A 14,850-nucleotide genomic window follows, 5' to 3' on the forward strand; every position below is an offset into this window, starting at 1 on the left:
TGGTAACGTCCTGTGATTGCGTGCATACTCAGTGCCGGGGGCGATTGCGGATGCAACAGGTGGGGGTTCAGTGCTTCGTATCCATTTCACTGGGGACGACCTAGCCGGGGTACGGATGGCGGCCCGACCGGATGTGTTGTGGGAAACCATTCTCAGTTTTCACCGATTGCGGGAGCGGCGACGTGCCCTGGCGTTCGGGGAATGGCGCTCGGAAACCCGGGCCCGGTTGAATGGTGAAACACGGCTGCTCGCCGCGCTGGTGCCGCCGCGGGGTTATTTCCCGGACTTTCTGACACCTCCCGAAGGAGGGTGCGGTCTGGAGGCGGGACTGGAGGCGCTGCGGGCCACACCGCCCGGACGCCTGCACTCCGAACTGGCCCTGGCGGCCACCGGACGCACCCCCGTTTCCGTGCTCCGGGGCCGTCCCACCACGCCGGTGCTGCCGGGCCGGCTCGCGGACCTCGCCGAGGGCAGGCCCGAGGCGGTGGCCCGTCTCGCCGGCGCGCTGCGCAGCTATCACCGCGCCGCCATCGAGCCGTACTGGCCGCACATCCAGGCCAGAGTCGAGGCGGACCGTGCGGTGCGCGGCCGCGCGCTTCTTGACGGCGGCGCGGGCGAACTGCTCGACTCGCTGCCGCCGGTGCTGCGCTGGCGGCCGCCGGTCCTGGAGGCGGACTATCCCGTCGACCGTGAACTGCATCTGAACGGGCGGGGATTGCTGCTCCAGCCGTCGTTCTTCTGCCGCGGCACTCCGGTGGTCTACCGCGACACCAAGCTGCCGCCGGTGCTCGTCTATCCCGCCGCCCACAGCAGCGCACCGGCCTTCTGCGAGAGCGGCGGACCCTCGCTCGGCAAGCTGGTCGGCCACACCCGCTCAGCCGTTCTGCAGGCCATCCGCTACGGCTGTACGACCAGTGAACTCGCCCGCAGGGCAGGGGTGTCACTGGCCTCCGCCAGCCAGCACGCGGCGGTTCTGCGGGAGGCGGGCCTGATAGTGACGTTGCGCCATGGCAACGCCGTACTGCACACCCTCACTCCGCTGGGCGCCGCCCTGCTGAGGGGCGGCGCCACCGCGGAGGCCGCGGGCTAGGTCGAGGCCGGTCGTCAGGCCGTATACGGCCCGGCGCGGAACGGTCAGGCCGTATACGACCTAGGAGCGGAACGGTCCCGTCACCTCGTAGGTGATGCCGCCGGAGGACGAACCGCTCGTGCCGCGCTGGCTGGAGAAGTACAGCCGGGTGCCGTCGGGGGAGAAGGCCGGTCCGGTGATCTCGGACGAGGACTGGCCGTTGATCCGCAGGAACACCGCGACGACGTCGTCCGGTGTGATGATGCAGATCTCCATGTTGCCGCCGTCCTCGGCGACGAACAGATCGCCGGAGGACGAGCCGGTGACGTTGTCCACGCCGGTCAGCGGGGCGCCGCCGCCGACCACCAGCGAGTCGTCGTAGGCCAGTTCGTAGGTGCTGCTGGCGAGGTTGAGCTGCCAGACCCGGTTGTCGCCCTTGGTGGTGAACCAGACGGTGTCATTGGCGTAGTGACAGCCCTCGCCGCCGTTGAAGTGCTTGGCGCCGGAGACCTGGGTGCGGGTCGTGGTCGGCGAGCCGTCCGGGTCGGGCACGTTCTGCCAGCTGAAGGAGCCGGAGGTGCCGGAGCCCGCGACGAGCACCTGGAGCGTGCCGGAGGCGAGGTTGCCCCAGGTGGTGGGGATGAACCGGTAGAGGCAGCCGTTGGTCTCGTCCTCGGTCAGATAGATGACATGGCGGACCGGGTCGGCGGCCGCGGCCTCGTGCTTGAACTTGCCCATGGCGTCCCGGCGGACGGCGGCGTTCACGCCGTACGGGTCGGTCTCGTAGACGTACCCGAGGCTGACCTCCTCGCAGGACAGCCAGGTGTTCCACGGCGTCTTGCCGCCCGCGCAGTTCTGGCGGGTGTTGGAGAGGATTCTGTACGCACCGGTGATCGCGCCGGCCGAGGAGAACTTCACCGCGCTCGCGCCGCCGGACGGGTTGATCTCCGAGTTGGAGACATAGATCCAGCCCGAGCCGTCCGCGAAGCAGGCGCCGCCGTCGGGGGCGTTGTGCCAGTTGTACGAGGTCGAGCCGACGTGCTGACCGGACCGGGCGATCACCCGGCTGCTGAATCCGCTGGGCAGCTGAATGCCGTTGGCGTCCGCGGCGCCGAGGGCCCCGTAGGGCCCCGGGCCGGGCTGGGCCGGGGCGGCATAGGCGGCACCGCGCATCAGGGTGCCGCCGAAGGCGGCGGCGGACGTGCCTATGACTGCTCCACGCAGGAAGTTGCGACGTTCCACTGTCACTCCAGGTGAGGGTGGTGACCGCTCCGGGGCGCCGGTCGGCGTCCCGGAGTTGGCGCGGTAACGGAACCTAGGAGTCCTGAATTGACAGCACCTCAACGAGTGGTGACCTGCAGCGGTCGACCAGCGCGCCGACTCGGGGGTAGGGAAGGTTGCGCCTGGGCGTGCGCCGGGCGCGCGGCCGTTCACCACCCGGGCGTCCTGTCGCGATGCTGTTCCTCCACCGCCTGACGGGCGTACCCGGCCACCCTCCCGCCCGCCCCATGCGCGCGTCTCAGCGGTGCGGGACGCGGATGGCTCCCACCGGGCACGCCCGGGCCGCTTCCCGTACGAGCGGGCCGCCCGTGCCGTCCTCGCGGCCCGGCAGCAGCTCGCTGAATCCGTCGTCGTCCTGGGTGAACACCTCCGGCGCGGTCAGCGCGCACTGCCCCGCCCCGACGCACCTGTCCTTGTCGATGGCGATGCCGGTGTCCCTACGGTCGGTACCCATGGCGCCTACCAGGCCACGGGGAGTTCGAGCATCCCCTGGATCGTGTCGCCGGGTTTGAAGGGGATCGTCTCGGCGGGCGCCGCAAGCCGCAGTCCTGGCAGCCGGTCGAAGAGCGTCCGCAGCGCGATCTCCATCTCCGCGCGGGCCAGGTTCTGCCCGAGGCACTGGTGGATGCCGAAGCCGAACGCGACATGGTGGCGGGCCGAACGGTGCCAGTCCAGCGCGTCCGGCTCCGCGTACGCGGCGGTGTCGCGGTTGATCAAAGAGGTCGAGAAGACGACGCCCTCGTCGGCCCGGATGGTCGTGCCGGCCACCTCGATGTCCTCCGTGGCCACCCGCAGCATTCCGTCCGCGATCGACAGGAACCGCAGCAACTCCTCGACGGCGGTGGGCATCAGGGAGTGCTCGGCGCGCAGCTCCGCCAGCTGCTCCGGGTGCTGGAGCAGGGTGAACGTACCCAGCGAGATCATGTTCGCCGTCGTCTCGTGACCCGCGACGAGCAGGATCGCGGCCATGCTGATCAACTCGCGCCGGTTCACGGCTTCTTCACGCAGCTGCTGCTGGATGAGCTCGTCGAGGAGCCCGTCGCCCGGGTCCCTGCGCTTGCGGTCGATCAGCCTGCCGAGGTAGTCGTTCAGCTGGTCGCGCGCCTCCTCCGTGTCGGCGGCGGTCGGGCCGCGCAGCAGCCTGCGCGACTGCGCCTCGAAGAATTCGTGGTCGGCGTAGGGCACGCCGAGCAGTGCGCAGATCACCATCGACGGTACCGGCAGCGCGAAGGCGCTCACCAGCTCGGCGGGCGGCCCCTGCTCGGTCATGGCGTCGAGCAGCCGGTCCACGGTCTGCTGGATCTGCGGCCGCAGCGCGGTGACGCGCTTGAGGGTGAAGCTGGGGATGAGCCTCCGCCGCTGGGTGTTGTGCTCGGGGTCGTCGACGCCGAGCAGTGCCGTACGGCGATTGCTCAGCCGCGCGAAGCGCTCCGTGGGCATCGGGAACGCCTGGTTCTCGCGGTTGGTGGAGAGCCGCGGGTCGACCAGCAGCTCGCGTGCGACGGCGTGTCCGGTGACGATCCACACGGAGCGGCCGTCGTAGAGCGAGACACGGGAGAGGGGCCGCGCTTCGCGCAGGGGCGTATAGGGGGTGGGCGGGTGGTAGGGGCAGCTGCGGTTCTGCGGAAAGGTGATCCGGTCCACGTCTGCGGGCTCTGAGGCGATGCGTTCTGCGGCAGTGGGTTCAGTCATGGTGACCTCATAAGCGAAGAGTTCCGCCGTGCCGATCACCATTAGATGCCTCGGGCATCTAGTCGTCCACGCACAGTTCGGCCAAATAGCGCAGTGGCGCAGCCCGCTCCGATGGCTCCTTCTCGCCCTGGGCTTAGTCGGAAAGACCGGACACGATGGGCGTGGCGTTCCGGTACGCGCCCGGAGTCACCCCGAAGCAGCGCACGAACCAGCGGTGGAAGTGGCTCTGGTCCGCGAATCCGACCGCGGCCGCCGCCTCCGCCGCCGAACTGCCGTGCGCCAGCAGCGCCCGCGCCCGGCGCAGCCGCAGCAGCCGCTGACAGTCGCTGGGCGACATGCCGTACTCGGCGTGGAAGGCGCGGTACAGCGCGAACCGGCTGCAGCCCGCGGCCTCGGCGAGCCGCTCGGCGGGGATCTGCTCCGCGTACGCCTCCTCGAGGAGCGCCCGCGCCCGGCGCGCCACGGTCCTGGTCCGGCCGCCCCGCTCCAGCTCGCGCACCCGCAGCGGTCGCGTCGTGCCGCGCCCGACCATGGCGGTGACGGTCGCGGTCAGCCGTTCGTCCCGCACCAGCGGATCGGCGTCGCCGACCAGCGCGGTGTGCAGACGCAGCAGGGCGGTCCTGAGCACCGGATCGCTCAGCGCGGGCTGCGCGAACAGCGGCATCACGGCCCGCCCGTCGGTCACATCGGTGAGCAGCTCGCGTACGACGTCGGGGCCGATGTGCACGATCCGGTACTGGTATCCGAGTTCGGCCGCGGCCCGCCCGTCGTGCGGATCGTCCGGGTTGAACGCCATGACCATTCCGGCGCCGCTGGTGTGCGCCGCGCCCCGGCAGCTGAAGCGCTGGGCGCCGGCCTCGGTGATCCCGAAGGAGTACGCGTCATGGCTGTGCACGTGGTACACGTGCTGGAAGAAGTGCGCGTGCATGGCCTCCAGCGGGCGGTCGGGGTCGCGCCAGTAGCGTGCCCAGCCGTCGCAGGCGTCTGCCGTGGTCGGTGCGGTGTCCACCTCTCCATTGTCGCCGCCGCACGAGCGTTCAAGACGGGCCGGGTGCCGGGGGAGGACCATCGGCGCATGCGCACAGTCAAGAGCCACGACAACCCCTACCTCCTGCTGACGACCACCATGGTGCTCTGGGGCAGCGCCTTCAGCAGCTCGAAGGTCGTCGTCGAGCAGGTGCCGCACGGCATCGCCGCGCTGCTCCGCTTCGGCGGCGGCGCGCTGGCGCTGCTGCTCACCCTGCGCCTCTTCGGCAGGCGGGACACGGCGGTCTCGGCACGCGACCGTGGCCGGGCCGCACTCGCGGGGGTCCTCGGCGTCTTCGCGTACAACATCTGCTTCTTCGGGGGCCTCGCCCTCGCGCCCGCCATGGACGGCGGCGTGATCATCCCTGTCATGAGCCCCGTACTCACCACCACTTTTCTGCTGGTCAGCCGCAAGGAACGGGCCTCGCCCGCGCGGATCGCGGGACTGTGCCTGGGGGTGGCCGGAGCGGTGGTCTTCTTCATCGGCGTCGGCACCGGCGGCGGGGGTACGCAGCGGCTTGCCGGGGATCTGCTCTTCCTCCTCGGCGCCGGCTGCTGGTCCGCGTACACCCTGGCCGGACCGCGGGTCCTGGCGGGAATCGAGCCGCTGCGCGCGACGATGTACGCCACGCTCGCCGGCGCGGTGCTCCTCGGCATCTACTCCGCGCCCGAGATGGGCCGGGTGGCCTGGAGCGATCTCACGCCGGGGTTCTGGCTGAACGTCGTCTTCCTCGCCGTCGGCCCGACCGCAGTCGCCAATCTCCTCTACTACCGGGGAGTTGCGGCGGTCGGACCCGCGTCGGCGTCCGTGATGATGTTCATGGTGCCGGTGTTCGGGACCTTCTGCGCCACGGTCTTCCTGGGTGAGTCCTTCGGCCCGGTCCAGACGGTGGGCGCGCTCATACTCCTCGGCGGAGCGGTGCTCGCCGTGACGCAAGGGAGGAGATGGCGGTTTGGCCGCTCACGCGTCGCGGGCGATCAGGGCAGTGACACGCGACGCGTGAGCGGAGTTCAAGGTCAGTGAAGCCGTACCTCGTACGCCGTCACCGATTCCGTGTCGTCGTCCAGGCAGCGCCCGCTCGCCAGGTCGAAGCGCTGCTTGAGCAGCGGCGACGCGATGAACGGGCCGCCGGACGACGAGCCGAGAAGGCCGCGGGAGAGGACCTGGGCGCCCGAGAAGGGGTCGCGGTTGTCGATGGCGTACGCAGTGCCCTCGCGGTCCAGGAAGACCGCAACCTGGCGGCCGTCGGGCAGCAGCGCCGCGACCCCCCGGCCCGGGGTGAGCAGGGACAGCGCGCAGAGCGCGATCCACTCCTGGCCCAGGCGGAGCTGGACCTGAGTTTCCGTTTTTTCGGGTGCGATCGTCATCGGGCGGCGGTACCTTCCAGGGCTTCCAGCGGACGGATGGACAGCAGCGGCAGATCGGGCTTGACCTGGTCGCGCTCGGGCACGAACTTCACCGTCGGGTCCGGGACGTCGGGCGCGTTGACGAACGAGACGAAGCGACGCAGCCGCTCCGGGTCGTTGATCGTCTCGGACCACTCGTCGCGGTAGCCCGCGACATGGTCCGCCATCAACGACTCCAGCTCGGAGCAGATGCCCAGCGAGTCGTGGACGACCACGTCCCGAATGTGATCGAGTCCGCCCTCGATCCGCTCCAGCCACGTCGAGGTGCGCTCGAGACGGTCGGCGGTGCGGATGTAGAACATCAGGAACCGGTCGATCAGCCGGATCAGCTCCGCGTCGGAGAGATCCTGGGCGAGCAGATCCGCGTGGCGCGGGGTCGCGCCGCCGTTACCGCCGACGTAGAGGTTCCAGCCGTTCGCCGTGGCGATGACGCCGAAGTCCTTGGACTGCGCCTCCGCGCACTCGCGCTGGCAGCCCGAGACGGCGGATTTCAGCTTGTGCGGGGAGCGCAGCCCCCGGTAGCGCAGCTCCAGATCGATCGCCATCCGGACCGAGTCCTGCACGCCGTAGCGGCACCAGGTCTGGCCGACACAGGACTTCACGGTGCGCAGCGCCTTGCCGTACGCATGCCCGGACTCGAAGCCCGCCTCCACCAACCGCGCCCAGATCAGCGGCAGTTGATCGACGCGTGCGCCGAACATGTCGACGCGCTGAGCGCCCGTGATCTTTGTGTAGAGACCGAAGTCACGGGCCACCTCGCCGATCACGATCAGTTTCTCCGGCGTGATCTCGCCGCCCGGAATACGCGGCACGATCGAGTACGAGCCGTTCTTCTGGATATTGGCGAGGAAGTGGTCGTTGGTGTCCTGGAGCGCGGCCTGCTCGCCCTCCAGGACATAGCCCGAGGCGCCGATCGTGGGCGCGAGGGAGGCGATGATCGAGCCGACGGTCGGCTTGCAGATCTCACAGCCGTTGCCGCCGCGGGCGGCGTCCCGTCCGTGCCGGTCGAGGAGGTCCTGGTACGAGGTGATGCGCAGCGCCCGCACGATCTCGTACAGCTCCTGGCGGCTCTGGCCGAAGCAGCCGCACAGGCCCTTGTCGACCTCTACGCCCGAGGCCTCCAGCTCGGCGTTGACCAGCTGACCGAGCACCTTGACGCAACTGCCGCAGCCCGTACCGGCCTTGGTGCACTTCTTGACCTCGGGCACGGTGGTGCAGGAGTGCTCGGTGACCGCTCCGCGGATCGTGCCCTTGGTGACGTTGTGGCAGGAGCAGATGACCGCGTCGTCGGGCAGCGCGGACGGGCCGAGCGCGGTCGGTGCGCCGATCCCAGCGGGCAGCACGAGCTGCTCGGGCGAGAGCGGCGGGACGGAGCCGGTGAACGGTCGCAGCATGCCGTAGGAGTCGGCGTCGCCGACCAGTACGCCGCCGAGGAGCTCGCCCTCGCGGCCGATGACCAGCTTCTTGTAGACCCCGGACCGGGAGTCGGAGTACACGACGTCCAGGCAGCCGTCGGCGGTCCCGTGCGCGTCACCGAAGGACGCCACGTCCACGCCCAGCAGCTTGAGCTTGGTGGAGGTGTCGGCGCCCGTGAAGCCGCCCGTGTTGCCGGCCGTTTCGGCGATGGCGTCGGCGGCCACCTCCGCCATCTCGTATCCGGGCGCGACCAGTCCGTAGACCCGGCCGTCGGCGGCCTGCGCGCACTCGCCGATGGCGTACACCGCAGGGTCGCTCGTACGGCACTGCTCGTCGACCGTGATGCCGCCGCGCTCGCCGACGGAGATCCCGCTGTCGCGCGCGAGCTGGTCCCTGGGCCGCACACCCGCCGAGAAGATGACCAGGTCGGTGTCGATGGACGAGCCGTCCGACAGCGCCATCGCGGTCACCGCGCCGTCCTCGCCCGCGATGATCTCCTTCCCGCCGACGCCCGTGTGCACGACCAGGCCCATGTTCTCGACGGTGCGGCGCAGCGCGGCGCCGCCGCCCTCGTCCACCTGTAGGGACATCAGCCGCGGATTGAACTCGACGATGTGTGTGGCGAGTCCCAGCCCCTTGAGGGCCCCGGCCGCCTCGAGACCCAGCAGCCCGCCGCCCACCACGGTGCCGGTCGTGCAGTTCTTGGCGTACTCCTCGATCGCGAGAAGGTCCTCGATGGTGCGGTAGACGAAGCAGCCGTCGCTGTCCTTGCCGGGCACGGGCGGCACGAAGGGGTACGAGCCGGTGGCCAGCACGAGCGTGTCGTACGTGAAGGTCCGTCCGGCGCGTGAGGTGACCGTGCGCGCCTGCCTGTCGATGGTCTCGGCCGGGTCGTCGATGTGCAGCTCGATGCCGTGGCGCTCGAAGAAGTCGTCCTCGACGAGGGAGAGTTCGTCGGGCGTGCGGCCGCTGAAGTAGGAGGTCAGCTGGACCCGGTCGTAGGCGGGGCGGGGCTCCTCGCACAGCACGACGATCCGCGCCCGCCCGGCAACCCCGCGTTCTGCGAGGGCCTCCAGGAAGCGCTGGCCGACCATCCCGTGGCCGACGACCACGATCGTGGGGGTGGACATCTCAGGAGCCTCCAAGCAGATGCAACAACGGGGTGGAGGGGAGCGGCTCGTCGCCCTCCCAGGTACGGGCCAGTTCGCCGACGGTGCCGAGATCGCCGAGGAGAATCCCGCCGACGAGCCGGTCCCCGCGGACGACGACCTTTCGGTATGCGCCCCGGGTGGCATCGGCGAGCCGGACGACGTCGTCCCCCGGGAGCGGGGTCGTCTCGCCGAACGCGGCGAGGTCGAAGGGGCCCTGGCCGGCCAGGGTCAGCCGGGTCAGGGCGCGGGTGCCGGTGTATGCGGCGGTGCCGCCCGCGAGTACGGTCGCCAGGACGTCCGCCTGGTCGAGGGCCGGGCCCGCAAGTCCATAGAGCTGACCGCCGTGCTCGGCGCAGTCGCCGATGGCGTGGATGTACGGGTCCGAGGTGCGCAGTTCGTCGTCGACGACGATGCCCCTGCGGACATCGAGACCGGCGTCCCGCGCAAGACCGACCCGGGGGCGGACGCCGCAGGCGATGACGACGAGTTCGGCGTCGAGGACATAGCCGTCGGCGAGTTCCACGCTCGTGCCGCGCAGTCCGCGCAGTCCGCGAACCCGGCACTCGGTGTGCACCTCGACGCCCAGCTCTTCGAGGTGGGTGCGGAGCAACTGGGAGGCGGCGACGTCCAGCTGGCGCTCCATGAGGTGCTCACCCTGCTGGGCGAGCACCACCTTGGCGCCGCGTGCCGCGAGCGCCCGTGCCGCGGAGACGCCGAGCAGCCCGCCGCCGACGACGACCGCGCCGATGCCGGGCCGTACGGCCGCGGACAGGGCCGCGCAGTCGTCCATGGTGCGGAAGGCGTGCACCCCCTCGGGCAGCCCGCCGTCGAGCCCCCGTAGCGGTGGCAGCACCGGGTTCGAGCCGGTCGCGAGCACCAGTCGGTCGTACGCCAGCGAGGTACCGTCCTCGCAGTGCACGAGGCGCCGGTCCCGGTCGATGGCGGTCGCCCGCACGCCGGACCGCACCGGCACCTCGGGCAGGGCGATCACCTCGGGCCCGTACCGTCCGGCGAGAACATCCGCGAGCAGCACCCTGTTATAGGGGGCGTGCGGCTCCTCGCCGATGACGGTGACGGACATGCCGCCGGTGACGAGCTGCCGCGCAAGTCGCGCGCCCGCCGTCCCGCCGCCGATCACCACAGTCTGCGAAGCCATGTCAGCAGCCTGCGGCGTCGGTGTTACCCGGCAGGTCCTTTGCTGTTACTCACCGGGAACGCTGAGCTCAGCGCGCCGGGCGAGAGGGTGTGAGGGTTGGGGTCCGGTCTGCCCCACCCCACAGCTCCGTACTGGCACGATCGAGCGGCGGCCCGCCCCGCGGAAGCCTGGGGTGCATGGACACCACACACCGGACCCCGCTCGTCGCGAACCGTACCCGCGCGATCCTCCGTGCCCCCTTCACCGCGTATACCTGGAAGCGGGTCGGATACATCGCGCTCGCCCTCCCGGTCGGCATCCTGTGCGTCCCTATCGCTCTCGTGGGCGGCCCGGCCGGGCGCATACAGCGCGGGCTCGCCGCGCGCCTGCTCGGGGGGGGACGACGACGGGCCGGAACACACCGGACCGCTCGCGCTGGCGCACGCGCTGGTCAGCCTGCCGGTCAACGTTGCCGCGCTGACCGTCACCTTCTACTGCTGGACCGTGGTGGCGGTCAACCTCGGCTTCCCGCTGCGTCCCGACAACGACCCCACCCAGTCCTGGGGAGGCCCCACCCTGGCCGGCGCCTGGGCCGTGCACGCCATCGGCGGCGGCGTGCCCTTCCTGCTCCTCACGCCGTGGGTCGTCAAGGGATTCACGAAGCTGCAGGCCCGGCTGGTCACGGGCTTCCTCGGCAGGGACCGCAGGGGGCTGCCGAGGACCGCTGGGATCGCTGCGGCAGTCGCCGCGATGTGTGGAGTCCTTTCCGTACCCGTGATCCACCAGCTCTAGGTTGGCGCCATGCAGCCCCGCCTCATACCGTCTCGCCCCATGCGCCGACTGCGCACCGCCGGATACGCCGTCCTCGCCCTGCCGCTCGCCCTGGTGAACATGCCGCTGGTGCTGGGCGGGCTGCTGGTGGGCGGCGTGCTCTCGGTGACGGCGGCCGGTCCGTGGCTGATCGCTCTGACCGTGCGCGGGGCGCTGGCCGCCGGCGGGCTCCAGCGGGCCCTCGCCCGCGCCCTGCTCGGCCTCGACATCGAGCCGCCGGTGCGGCGCGAGGAACCCGGGGCCTTCGGCTGGCGGCGGGCGGTGCTGGGGGACCGGGCCGGCTGGCGGGCGGTGGGCTGCGCGTCGGCGGCCCCGCTGACCGCACTCCTGCCCTTCGCCGCGGCCGTCGTCGCCTATGTGTACGGGGCGCTGTTCGTCCTGCACCCCCTCCTCAAGCGCTGGAACTATACGACGGTGCGCGAGCCGGACGGCTCCGTACGGCATGTGACGCTCGAGTTCTGGGGCGTCCAGATGGACTCCTGGCCGCGCTGGCCGGTCGTCGTGGCGGCCGGCGCGCTGCTGCTCTACATAGCCCCCTGGCTGCTGCGTCACGCCCTCGTACCGCACCGGCTGCTGCTGTCCACGCTGCTCGGCCGGGACCCGGCGGAACGCCGGATCCGCACGCTGGAGGAGACCAGGGCGCTGGCCGTCGAGGACGCGGCGGCGACCCTGCGCCGCATCGAGCGGGATCTGCACGACGGCACACAGGTCCGGCTCGTCGGACTCGGCATGCACCTGACGATGATCGGCGAACTGATCGCGGCGGACGCGGACCGGGAGCGGGTGCTCGCCGTGGTCGAGACGGCCCGTACGAACGCCACCCAGGCGGTGGCCGACCTGCGCCATCTGGTGCGCGGTATCCATCCGCCCGTACTCGACCAGGGTTTGGACACGGCGCTGGAGACACTCACGGCGGACGTGCCGCTGCCGGTGTCGCTGACGGCGGACATGCGCGAACGTCCCTCGCCCGCCCTGGAGTCCATCGCCTACTTCTGTGCTGCCGAGCTCCTCGCGAACGTCGTCAAGCACGCGCACGCCACGCGAGCCACCGTCGACGTGTCGTGCGGGAACGGCGAACTGCGCCTGTCCGTACGGGACAACGGCCGCGGCGGGGCGGCGATCGGGGCGGGCAGCGGACTGACCGGGCTGCTGGCCCGGATCCGAACCGTCGACGGGGTACTGACCTGCGACAGCCCGGCGGGAGGCCCTACGGTGGTGACCGTCCTGCTTCCCTGCCGCTGAAACCTACCGAGGACTCATCCCATGCGCGTGGTCATCGCCGAGGACTCCGCGCTGCTGCGCGACGGCCTGGTCCAGCTTCTCGCCCTGCGCGGCGTGGAGGTGGCGGCGGCGGTCGGCGACGCGGCGTCCCTGCTCGCGGCGGTCGCCGAACACCAGCCGGACGCGGCCGTGATCGACATCCGGCTGCCCCCGGGCCACACGGACGAGGGCCTGCGCGCGGCCGTCGAGATCCGCTCCTCGTGGCCCGGCATCGGAGTGCTGATCTTCTCCCAGTACGTGGAGACGCGGTACGCGACCCAGCTGCTCGGCGACGGCGGCGCGGGGGTGGGCTATCTGCTGAAGGAACGGGTCGTGGACATCGGCGAGTTCGTGGCGGCACTGGAACGGGTCGCATCGGGAGGCACCGCGCTGGACCCCGAGGTGGTCGCCCGGCTCTTCGGCGCCACCCGCAGGGCCTCGGCACTCGACGCGCTGACCCCGAGGGAGCGCGAGGTGCTCGGACTGATGGCCGAGGGCCGTACGAACCAGTCGATCGCCGAGAGCTTCGTGGTCTCGGAGCGGGCGGTGGAGAAGCACATCGCGAACATCTTCGCCAAGCTCGGCCTCGTGCCGGGGGAGCCGGGCCACCGCCGCGTCCTGGCGGTGCTGCGCTACTTGGACGCGCGGTCCTGAGCCCGCGGTCCTGAGCCCGAGGCTCCGTGCCGAGGACCTGAGCCCGAGGCTCCGTGCCGAGGACCTGAGCCGAGGGTCCTCGGGTGCCCGTCGTCGGCCCCGTCGGGTAATGTTGCCGTCTCCAGCAGCACACGTTCCAGGAGGTGAGACCCATTACCGCTGTAGCAGGCTGGGTGCTCTCATCTCACGGCTCTGCGGCTCACCCGAGCTAGCTGACCGGGAGAGCGCCCTTCGGTGTCCCGAAAGGCTCTCGTGTCAGTTTCTCCTTCTCCGTCGTCCCTTTCTCAGCCCGCCATCGTCACCAGGCTGCGCGCCGCCGGCTGTGTTTTCGCCGAGGACGAGGCGCAGTTGCTCATCTCCACGGCACGGACCCCGGACGACCTCGCGGCCATGGTGGACCGGCGCATCGCCGGGCAGCCCCTCGAACACGTCCTCGGCTGGGCCGAGTTCTGCGGTCTGCGGGTGGCCGTGGACCCGGGCGTCTTCGTACCTCGCCGCCGTACCGAGTTCCTTGTCGGTCAGGCCGCCGCCCTCGCCGGGCCGGGGGCCGTCGTGGTCGATCTGTGCTGCGGCTCGGGCGCGTTGGGCGCGGCGCTCGTCGCAGTGCTGGACGGGGGAGAGCTGCATGCCTCCGACATCGACCCCGCAGCGGTGCGCTGTGCCCGGCGCAATGTCGCCGCCGCCGGTGGGCGGGTGTACGAGGGCGATCTCTACGATCCGTTGCCCGCCGGCCTGCGCGGCCGCGTCGACGTCCTCCTGGCCAACGTCCCGTACGTGCCGACCGAGGAGATCGAACTGCTGCCCGCGGAGGCCCGCGTGCACGAGGCTCTGGTGGCGCTCGACGGCGGCGCGGACGGGCTCGACGTGCTGCGCCGGGTGACCGCCGAGGCCGCGCGGTGGCTGGCTCCGGGCGGCTGTCTGCTCTTCGAGACGAGCGAGCGCCAGGCGCCGCGGGCCGTGGAGACCGTCGCCCGCGGCGGACTGGTCCCGCGCGTGGCTGCGTCCGATGAGCTGTACGCCACCGTCGTCATCGGCACCAGGTTGCCCGTCGCGACCGGGCCCGCCGCCGCAGGCTCAGACGTCGCTCAACTCTTCCGGGACTGATGGACGCCACACCCATCACCTTCGTAGGGTCGCGAGCATGCCCGACATATCGCTGACCACGCTCGTCCTCCTCTGCCTCGCCGCCGCGGCGGCCGGCTGGATCGACGCGGTGGTCGGTGGCGGCGGGCTGCTGCTTCTGCCGGCGATGCTGCTCGGCCTGCCGCAGGTCCAGGCCGCGCAGATCCTCGGTACGAACAAGGCCGTCGCCATCGTCGGCACCTCGGGAGCGGCTATCACCTATGTGCGCAAGGCGCCGGTGCAGGTGGAGACGGCGGTACGGATCGGGCTCGCCGCGCTCGCGGGTTCGATGGGCGGCGCGTTCTTCGCGGCCGGGATCAGCAGCGACGTACTGCGGCCCGTCATCATGGTGGTGCTGCTCGGCGTCGCCGCCTTTGTGATGCTGCGCCCGGCGTTCGGCACCGCGACGGACGCGGACCGGCACACCGTCGGCCGGGCCAGGACGGTGGTCGCGATCGTGCTCGTGGGCGGCGGGATCGGCTTCTACGACGGGCTGTTCGGGCCCGGCACCGGCACCTTCCTGGTGCTCGCGCTCACCGCCGTACTCCATCTCGACCTGGTGACCGCGTCCGCCACTGCCAAGATCGTCAACGTCTGCACCAACGGCGGGGCGCTGGCGATGTTCGCCTATCAGGGCACGGTGATGTGGCAACTGGCCGGTCTGATGGCGTTGTTCAACCTGGCGGGCGGGATGTTCGGGGCACGGATGGCGCTCAGGAAGGGAAGCGAATTCGTCCGCGGGGTGCTGCTCGTCGTGGTGTTCTCGCTGGTCGCGAAGCTCGCCTTCGACCAGTGGACGGCGTAGC

General features: G+C 71.1%; 14 protein-coding genes. 7 read left to right on the forward strand and 7 right to left on the reverse strand.

What is annotated here, in order from left to right; translation table 11 throughout:
- The first annotated feature begins 70 nt into the window (after window positions 1-70).
- Window positions 71-1,090, forward strand: a complete 1,020-nt coding sequence (locus ACQEVG_RS06195) for an ArsR/SmtB family transcription factor (RefSeq protein ID WP_432978215.1) — start codon at window positions 71-73, stop codon at window positions 1,088-1,090.
- A 60-nt stretch (window positions 1,091-1,150) separates the two neighbouring features.
- Here ACQEVG_RS06195 and ACQEVG_RS06200 read toward each other — a convergent pair whose 3' ends face one another.
- The 4 genes from ACQEVG_RS06200 to ACQEVG_RS06215 form a co-directional block, all read right to left on the reverse strand.
- Complete coding sequence (locus tag ACQEVG_RS06200; protein WP_432985104.1) at window positions 1,151-2,311, reverse strand: alkaline phosphatase PhoX; 1,161 nt, start codon at window positions 2,309-2,311, stop codon at window positions 1,151-1,153.
- Between the two features lie 277 nt (window positions 2,312-2,588).
- On the reverse strand, window positions 2,589-2,804 hold the full coding sequence (locus ACQEVG_RS06205) for a ferredoxin (RefSeq protein ID WP_432978218.1): 216 nt from the start codon (window positions 2,802-2,804) through the stop codon (window positions 2,589-2,591).
- Between the two features lie 5 nt (window positions 2,805-2,809).
- Window positions 2,810-4,042, reverse strand: coding sequence for a cytochrome P450 (locus tag ACQEVG_RS06210; RefSeq protein WP_432978221.1), 1,233 nt, complete (start codon window positions 4,040-4,042; stop codon window positions 2,810-2,812).
- Window positions 4,043-4,175: 133 nt separating this feature from the next.
- Complete coding sequence (locus ACQEVG_RS06215) at window positions 4,176-4,970, reverse strand: AraC family transcriptional regulator (RefSeq protein WP_432985107.1); 795 nt, start codon at window positions 4,968-4,970, stop codon at window positions 4,176-4,178.
- Between the two features lie 147 nt (window positions 4,971-5,117).
- On the opposite strand from ACQEVG_RS06215, the gene ACQEVG_RS06220 reads away from it, so the two are divergent.
- Window positions 5,118-6,092, forward strand: a complete 975-nt coding sequence (locus ACQEVG_RS06220) for a DMT family transporter (protein ID WP_432978224.1) — start codon at window positions 5,118-5,120, stop codon at window positions 6,090-6,092.
- Here ACQEVG_RS06220 and nirD read toward each other — a convergent pair.
- Genes nirD through ACQEVG_RS06235 form a run of 3 tightly spaced genes read right to left on the reverse strand, consistent with a single transcriptional unit; the run spans window position 6,086 to window position 10,198 of the window.
- Window positions 6,086-6,436: a nitrite reductase small subunit NirD gene (gene nirD / locus ACQEVG_RS06225; RefSeq protein WP_432978227.1), complete on the reverse strand. Its 351-nt coding sequence runs from the start codon at window positions 6,434-6,436 to the stop codon at window positions 6,086-6,088. The genes ACQEVG_RS06220 and nirD overlap by 7 nt on opposite strands.
- A complete protein-coding gene (nirB, locus tag ACQEVG_RS06230) occupies window positions 6,433-9,021 on the reverse strand; it encodes a nitrite reductase large subunit NirB (protein ID WP_432978230.1) in 2,589 nt (862 codons plus the stop codon). The genes nirD and nirB overlap by 4 nt, the downstream gene beginning before the upstream one ends.
- Before the next feature lies 1 nt (window position 9,022).
- Window positions 9,023-10,198, reverse strand: a complete 1,176-nt coding sequence (locus tag ACQEVG_RS06235; RefSeq protein ID WP_432978233.1) for an NAD(P)/FAD-dependent oxidoreductase — start codon at window positions 10,196-10,198, stop codon at window positions 9,023-9,025.
- A 231-nt stretch (window positions 10,199-10,429) separates the two neighbouring features.
- Here ACQEVG_RS06235 and ACQEVG_RS06240 point away from each other — a divergent pair, with 231 nt between their 5' ends.
- From ACQEVG_RS06240 to ACQEVG_RS06260, 5 genes are all read left to right on the forward strand, one after another.
- The gene (locus tag ACQEVG_RS06240) at window positions 10,430-10,969 is read left to right on the forward strand and encodes a hypothetical protein (RefSeq protein ID WP_432978236.1); all 540 of its coding nucleotides are present in this window, start codon (window positions 10,430-10,432) and stop codon (window positions 10,967-10,969) included.
- Between the two features lie 39 nt (window positions 10,970-11,008).
- Window positions 11,009-12,250, forward strand: coding sequence for a sensor histidine kinase (locus ACQEVG_RS06245; protein WP_432978239.1), 1,242 nt, complete (start codon window positions 11,009-11,011; stop codon window positions 12,248-12,250).
- A 21-nt stretch (window positions 12,251-12,271) separates the two neighbouring features.
- On the forward strand, window positions 12,272-12,922 hold the full coding sequence (locus ACQEVG_RS06250) for a LuxR C-terminal-related transcriptional regulator (protein WP_432978242.1): 651 nt from the start codon (window positions 12,272-12,274) through the stop codon (window positions 12,920-12,922).
- Between the two features lie 252 nt (window positions 12,923-13,174).
- Window positions 13,175-14,026 (forward strand): putative protein N(5)-glutamine methyltransferase, encoded by an 852-nt coding sequence (locus ACQEVG_RS06255; protein WP_432978245.1) that lies wholly within the window; start codon window positions 13,175-13,177, stop codon window positions 14,024-14,026.
- A gap of 37 nt (window positions 14,027-14,063) precedes the next feature.
- The gene (locus ACQEVG_RS06260; RefSeq protein WP_432978248.1) at window positions 14,064-14,849 is read left to right on the forward strand and encodes a sulfite exporter TauE/SafE family protein; all 786 of its coding nucleotides are present in this window, start codon (window positions 14,064-14,066) and stop codon (window positions 14,847-14,849) included.
- Window position 14,850 lies beyond the last annotated feature (1 nt).

Source organism: Streptomyces sp. CA-135486 (genome assembly GCF_050936555.1).
Lineage (GTDB): Bacteria > Actinomycetota > Actinomycetes > Streptomycetales > Streptomycetaceae > Streptomyces.

Excerpts from the sequence above, each read along its gene's own strand:
- ACQEVG_RS06205 (WP_432978218.1), bottom strand. The coding sequence starts at position 2,804 with ATGGGTACCGACCGTAGGGACACCGGCATCGCCATCGACAAGGACAGG.
- ACQEVG_RS06210 (WP_432978221.1), bottom strand. The coding sequence starts at position 4,042 with ATGACTGAACCCACTGCCGCAGAACGCATCGCCTCAGAGCCCGCAGAC.
- ACQEVG_RS06215 (WP_432985107.1), bottom strand. The coding sequence starts at position 4,970 with ATGCACGCGCACTTCTTCCAGCACGTGTACCACGTGCACAGCCATGAC.
- ACQEVG_RS06220 (WP_432978224.1), top strand. The coding sequence starts at position 5,118 with ATGCGCACAGTCAAGAGCCACGACAACCCCTACCTCCTGCTGACGACC.
- nirD (WP_432978227.1), bottom strand. The coding sequence starts at position 6,436 with ATGACGATCGCACCCGAAAAAACGGAAACTCAGGTCCAGCTCCGCCTG.
- nirB (WP_432978230.1), bottom strand. The coding sequence starts at position 9,021 with ATGTCCACCCCCACGATCGTGGTCGTCGGCCACGGGATGGTCGGCCAG.
- ACQEVG_RS06235 (WP_432978233.1), bottom strand. The coding sequence starts at position 10,198 with ATGGCTTCGCAGACTGTGGTGATCGGCGGCGGGACGGCGGGCGCGCGA.
- ACQEVG_RS06245 (WP_432978239.1), top strand. The coding sequence starts at position 11,009 with ATGCGCCGACTGCGCACCGCCGGATACGCCGTCCTCGCCCTGCCGCTC.
- ACQEVG_RS06250 (WP_432978242.1), top strand. The coding sequence starts at position 12,272 with ATGCGCGTGGTCATCGCCGAGGACTCCGCGCTGCTGCGCGACGGCCTG.
- ACQEVG_RS06260 (WP_432978248.1), top strand. The coding sequence starts at position 14,064 with ATGCCCGACATATCGCTGACCACGCTCGTCCTCCTCTGCCTCGCCGCC.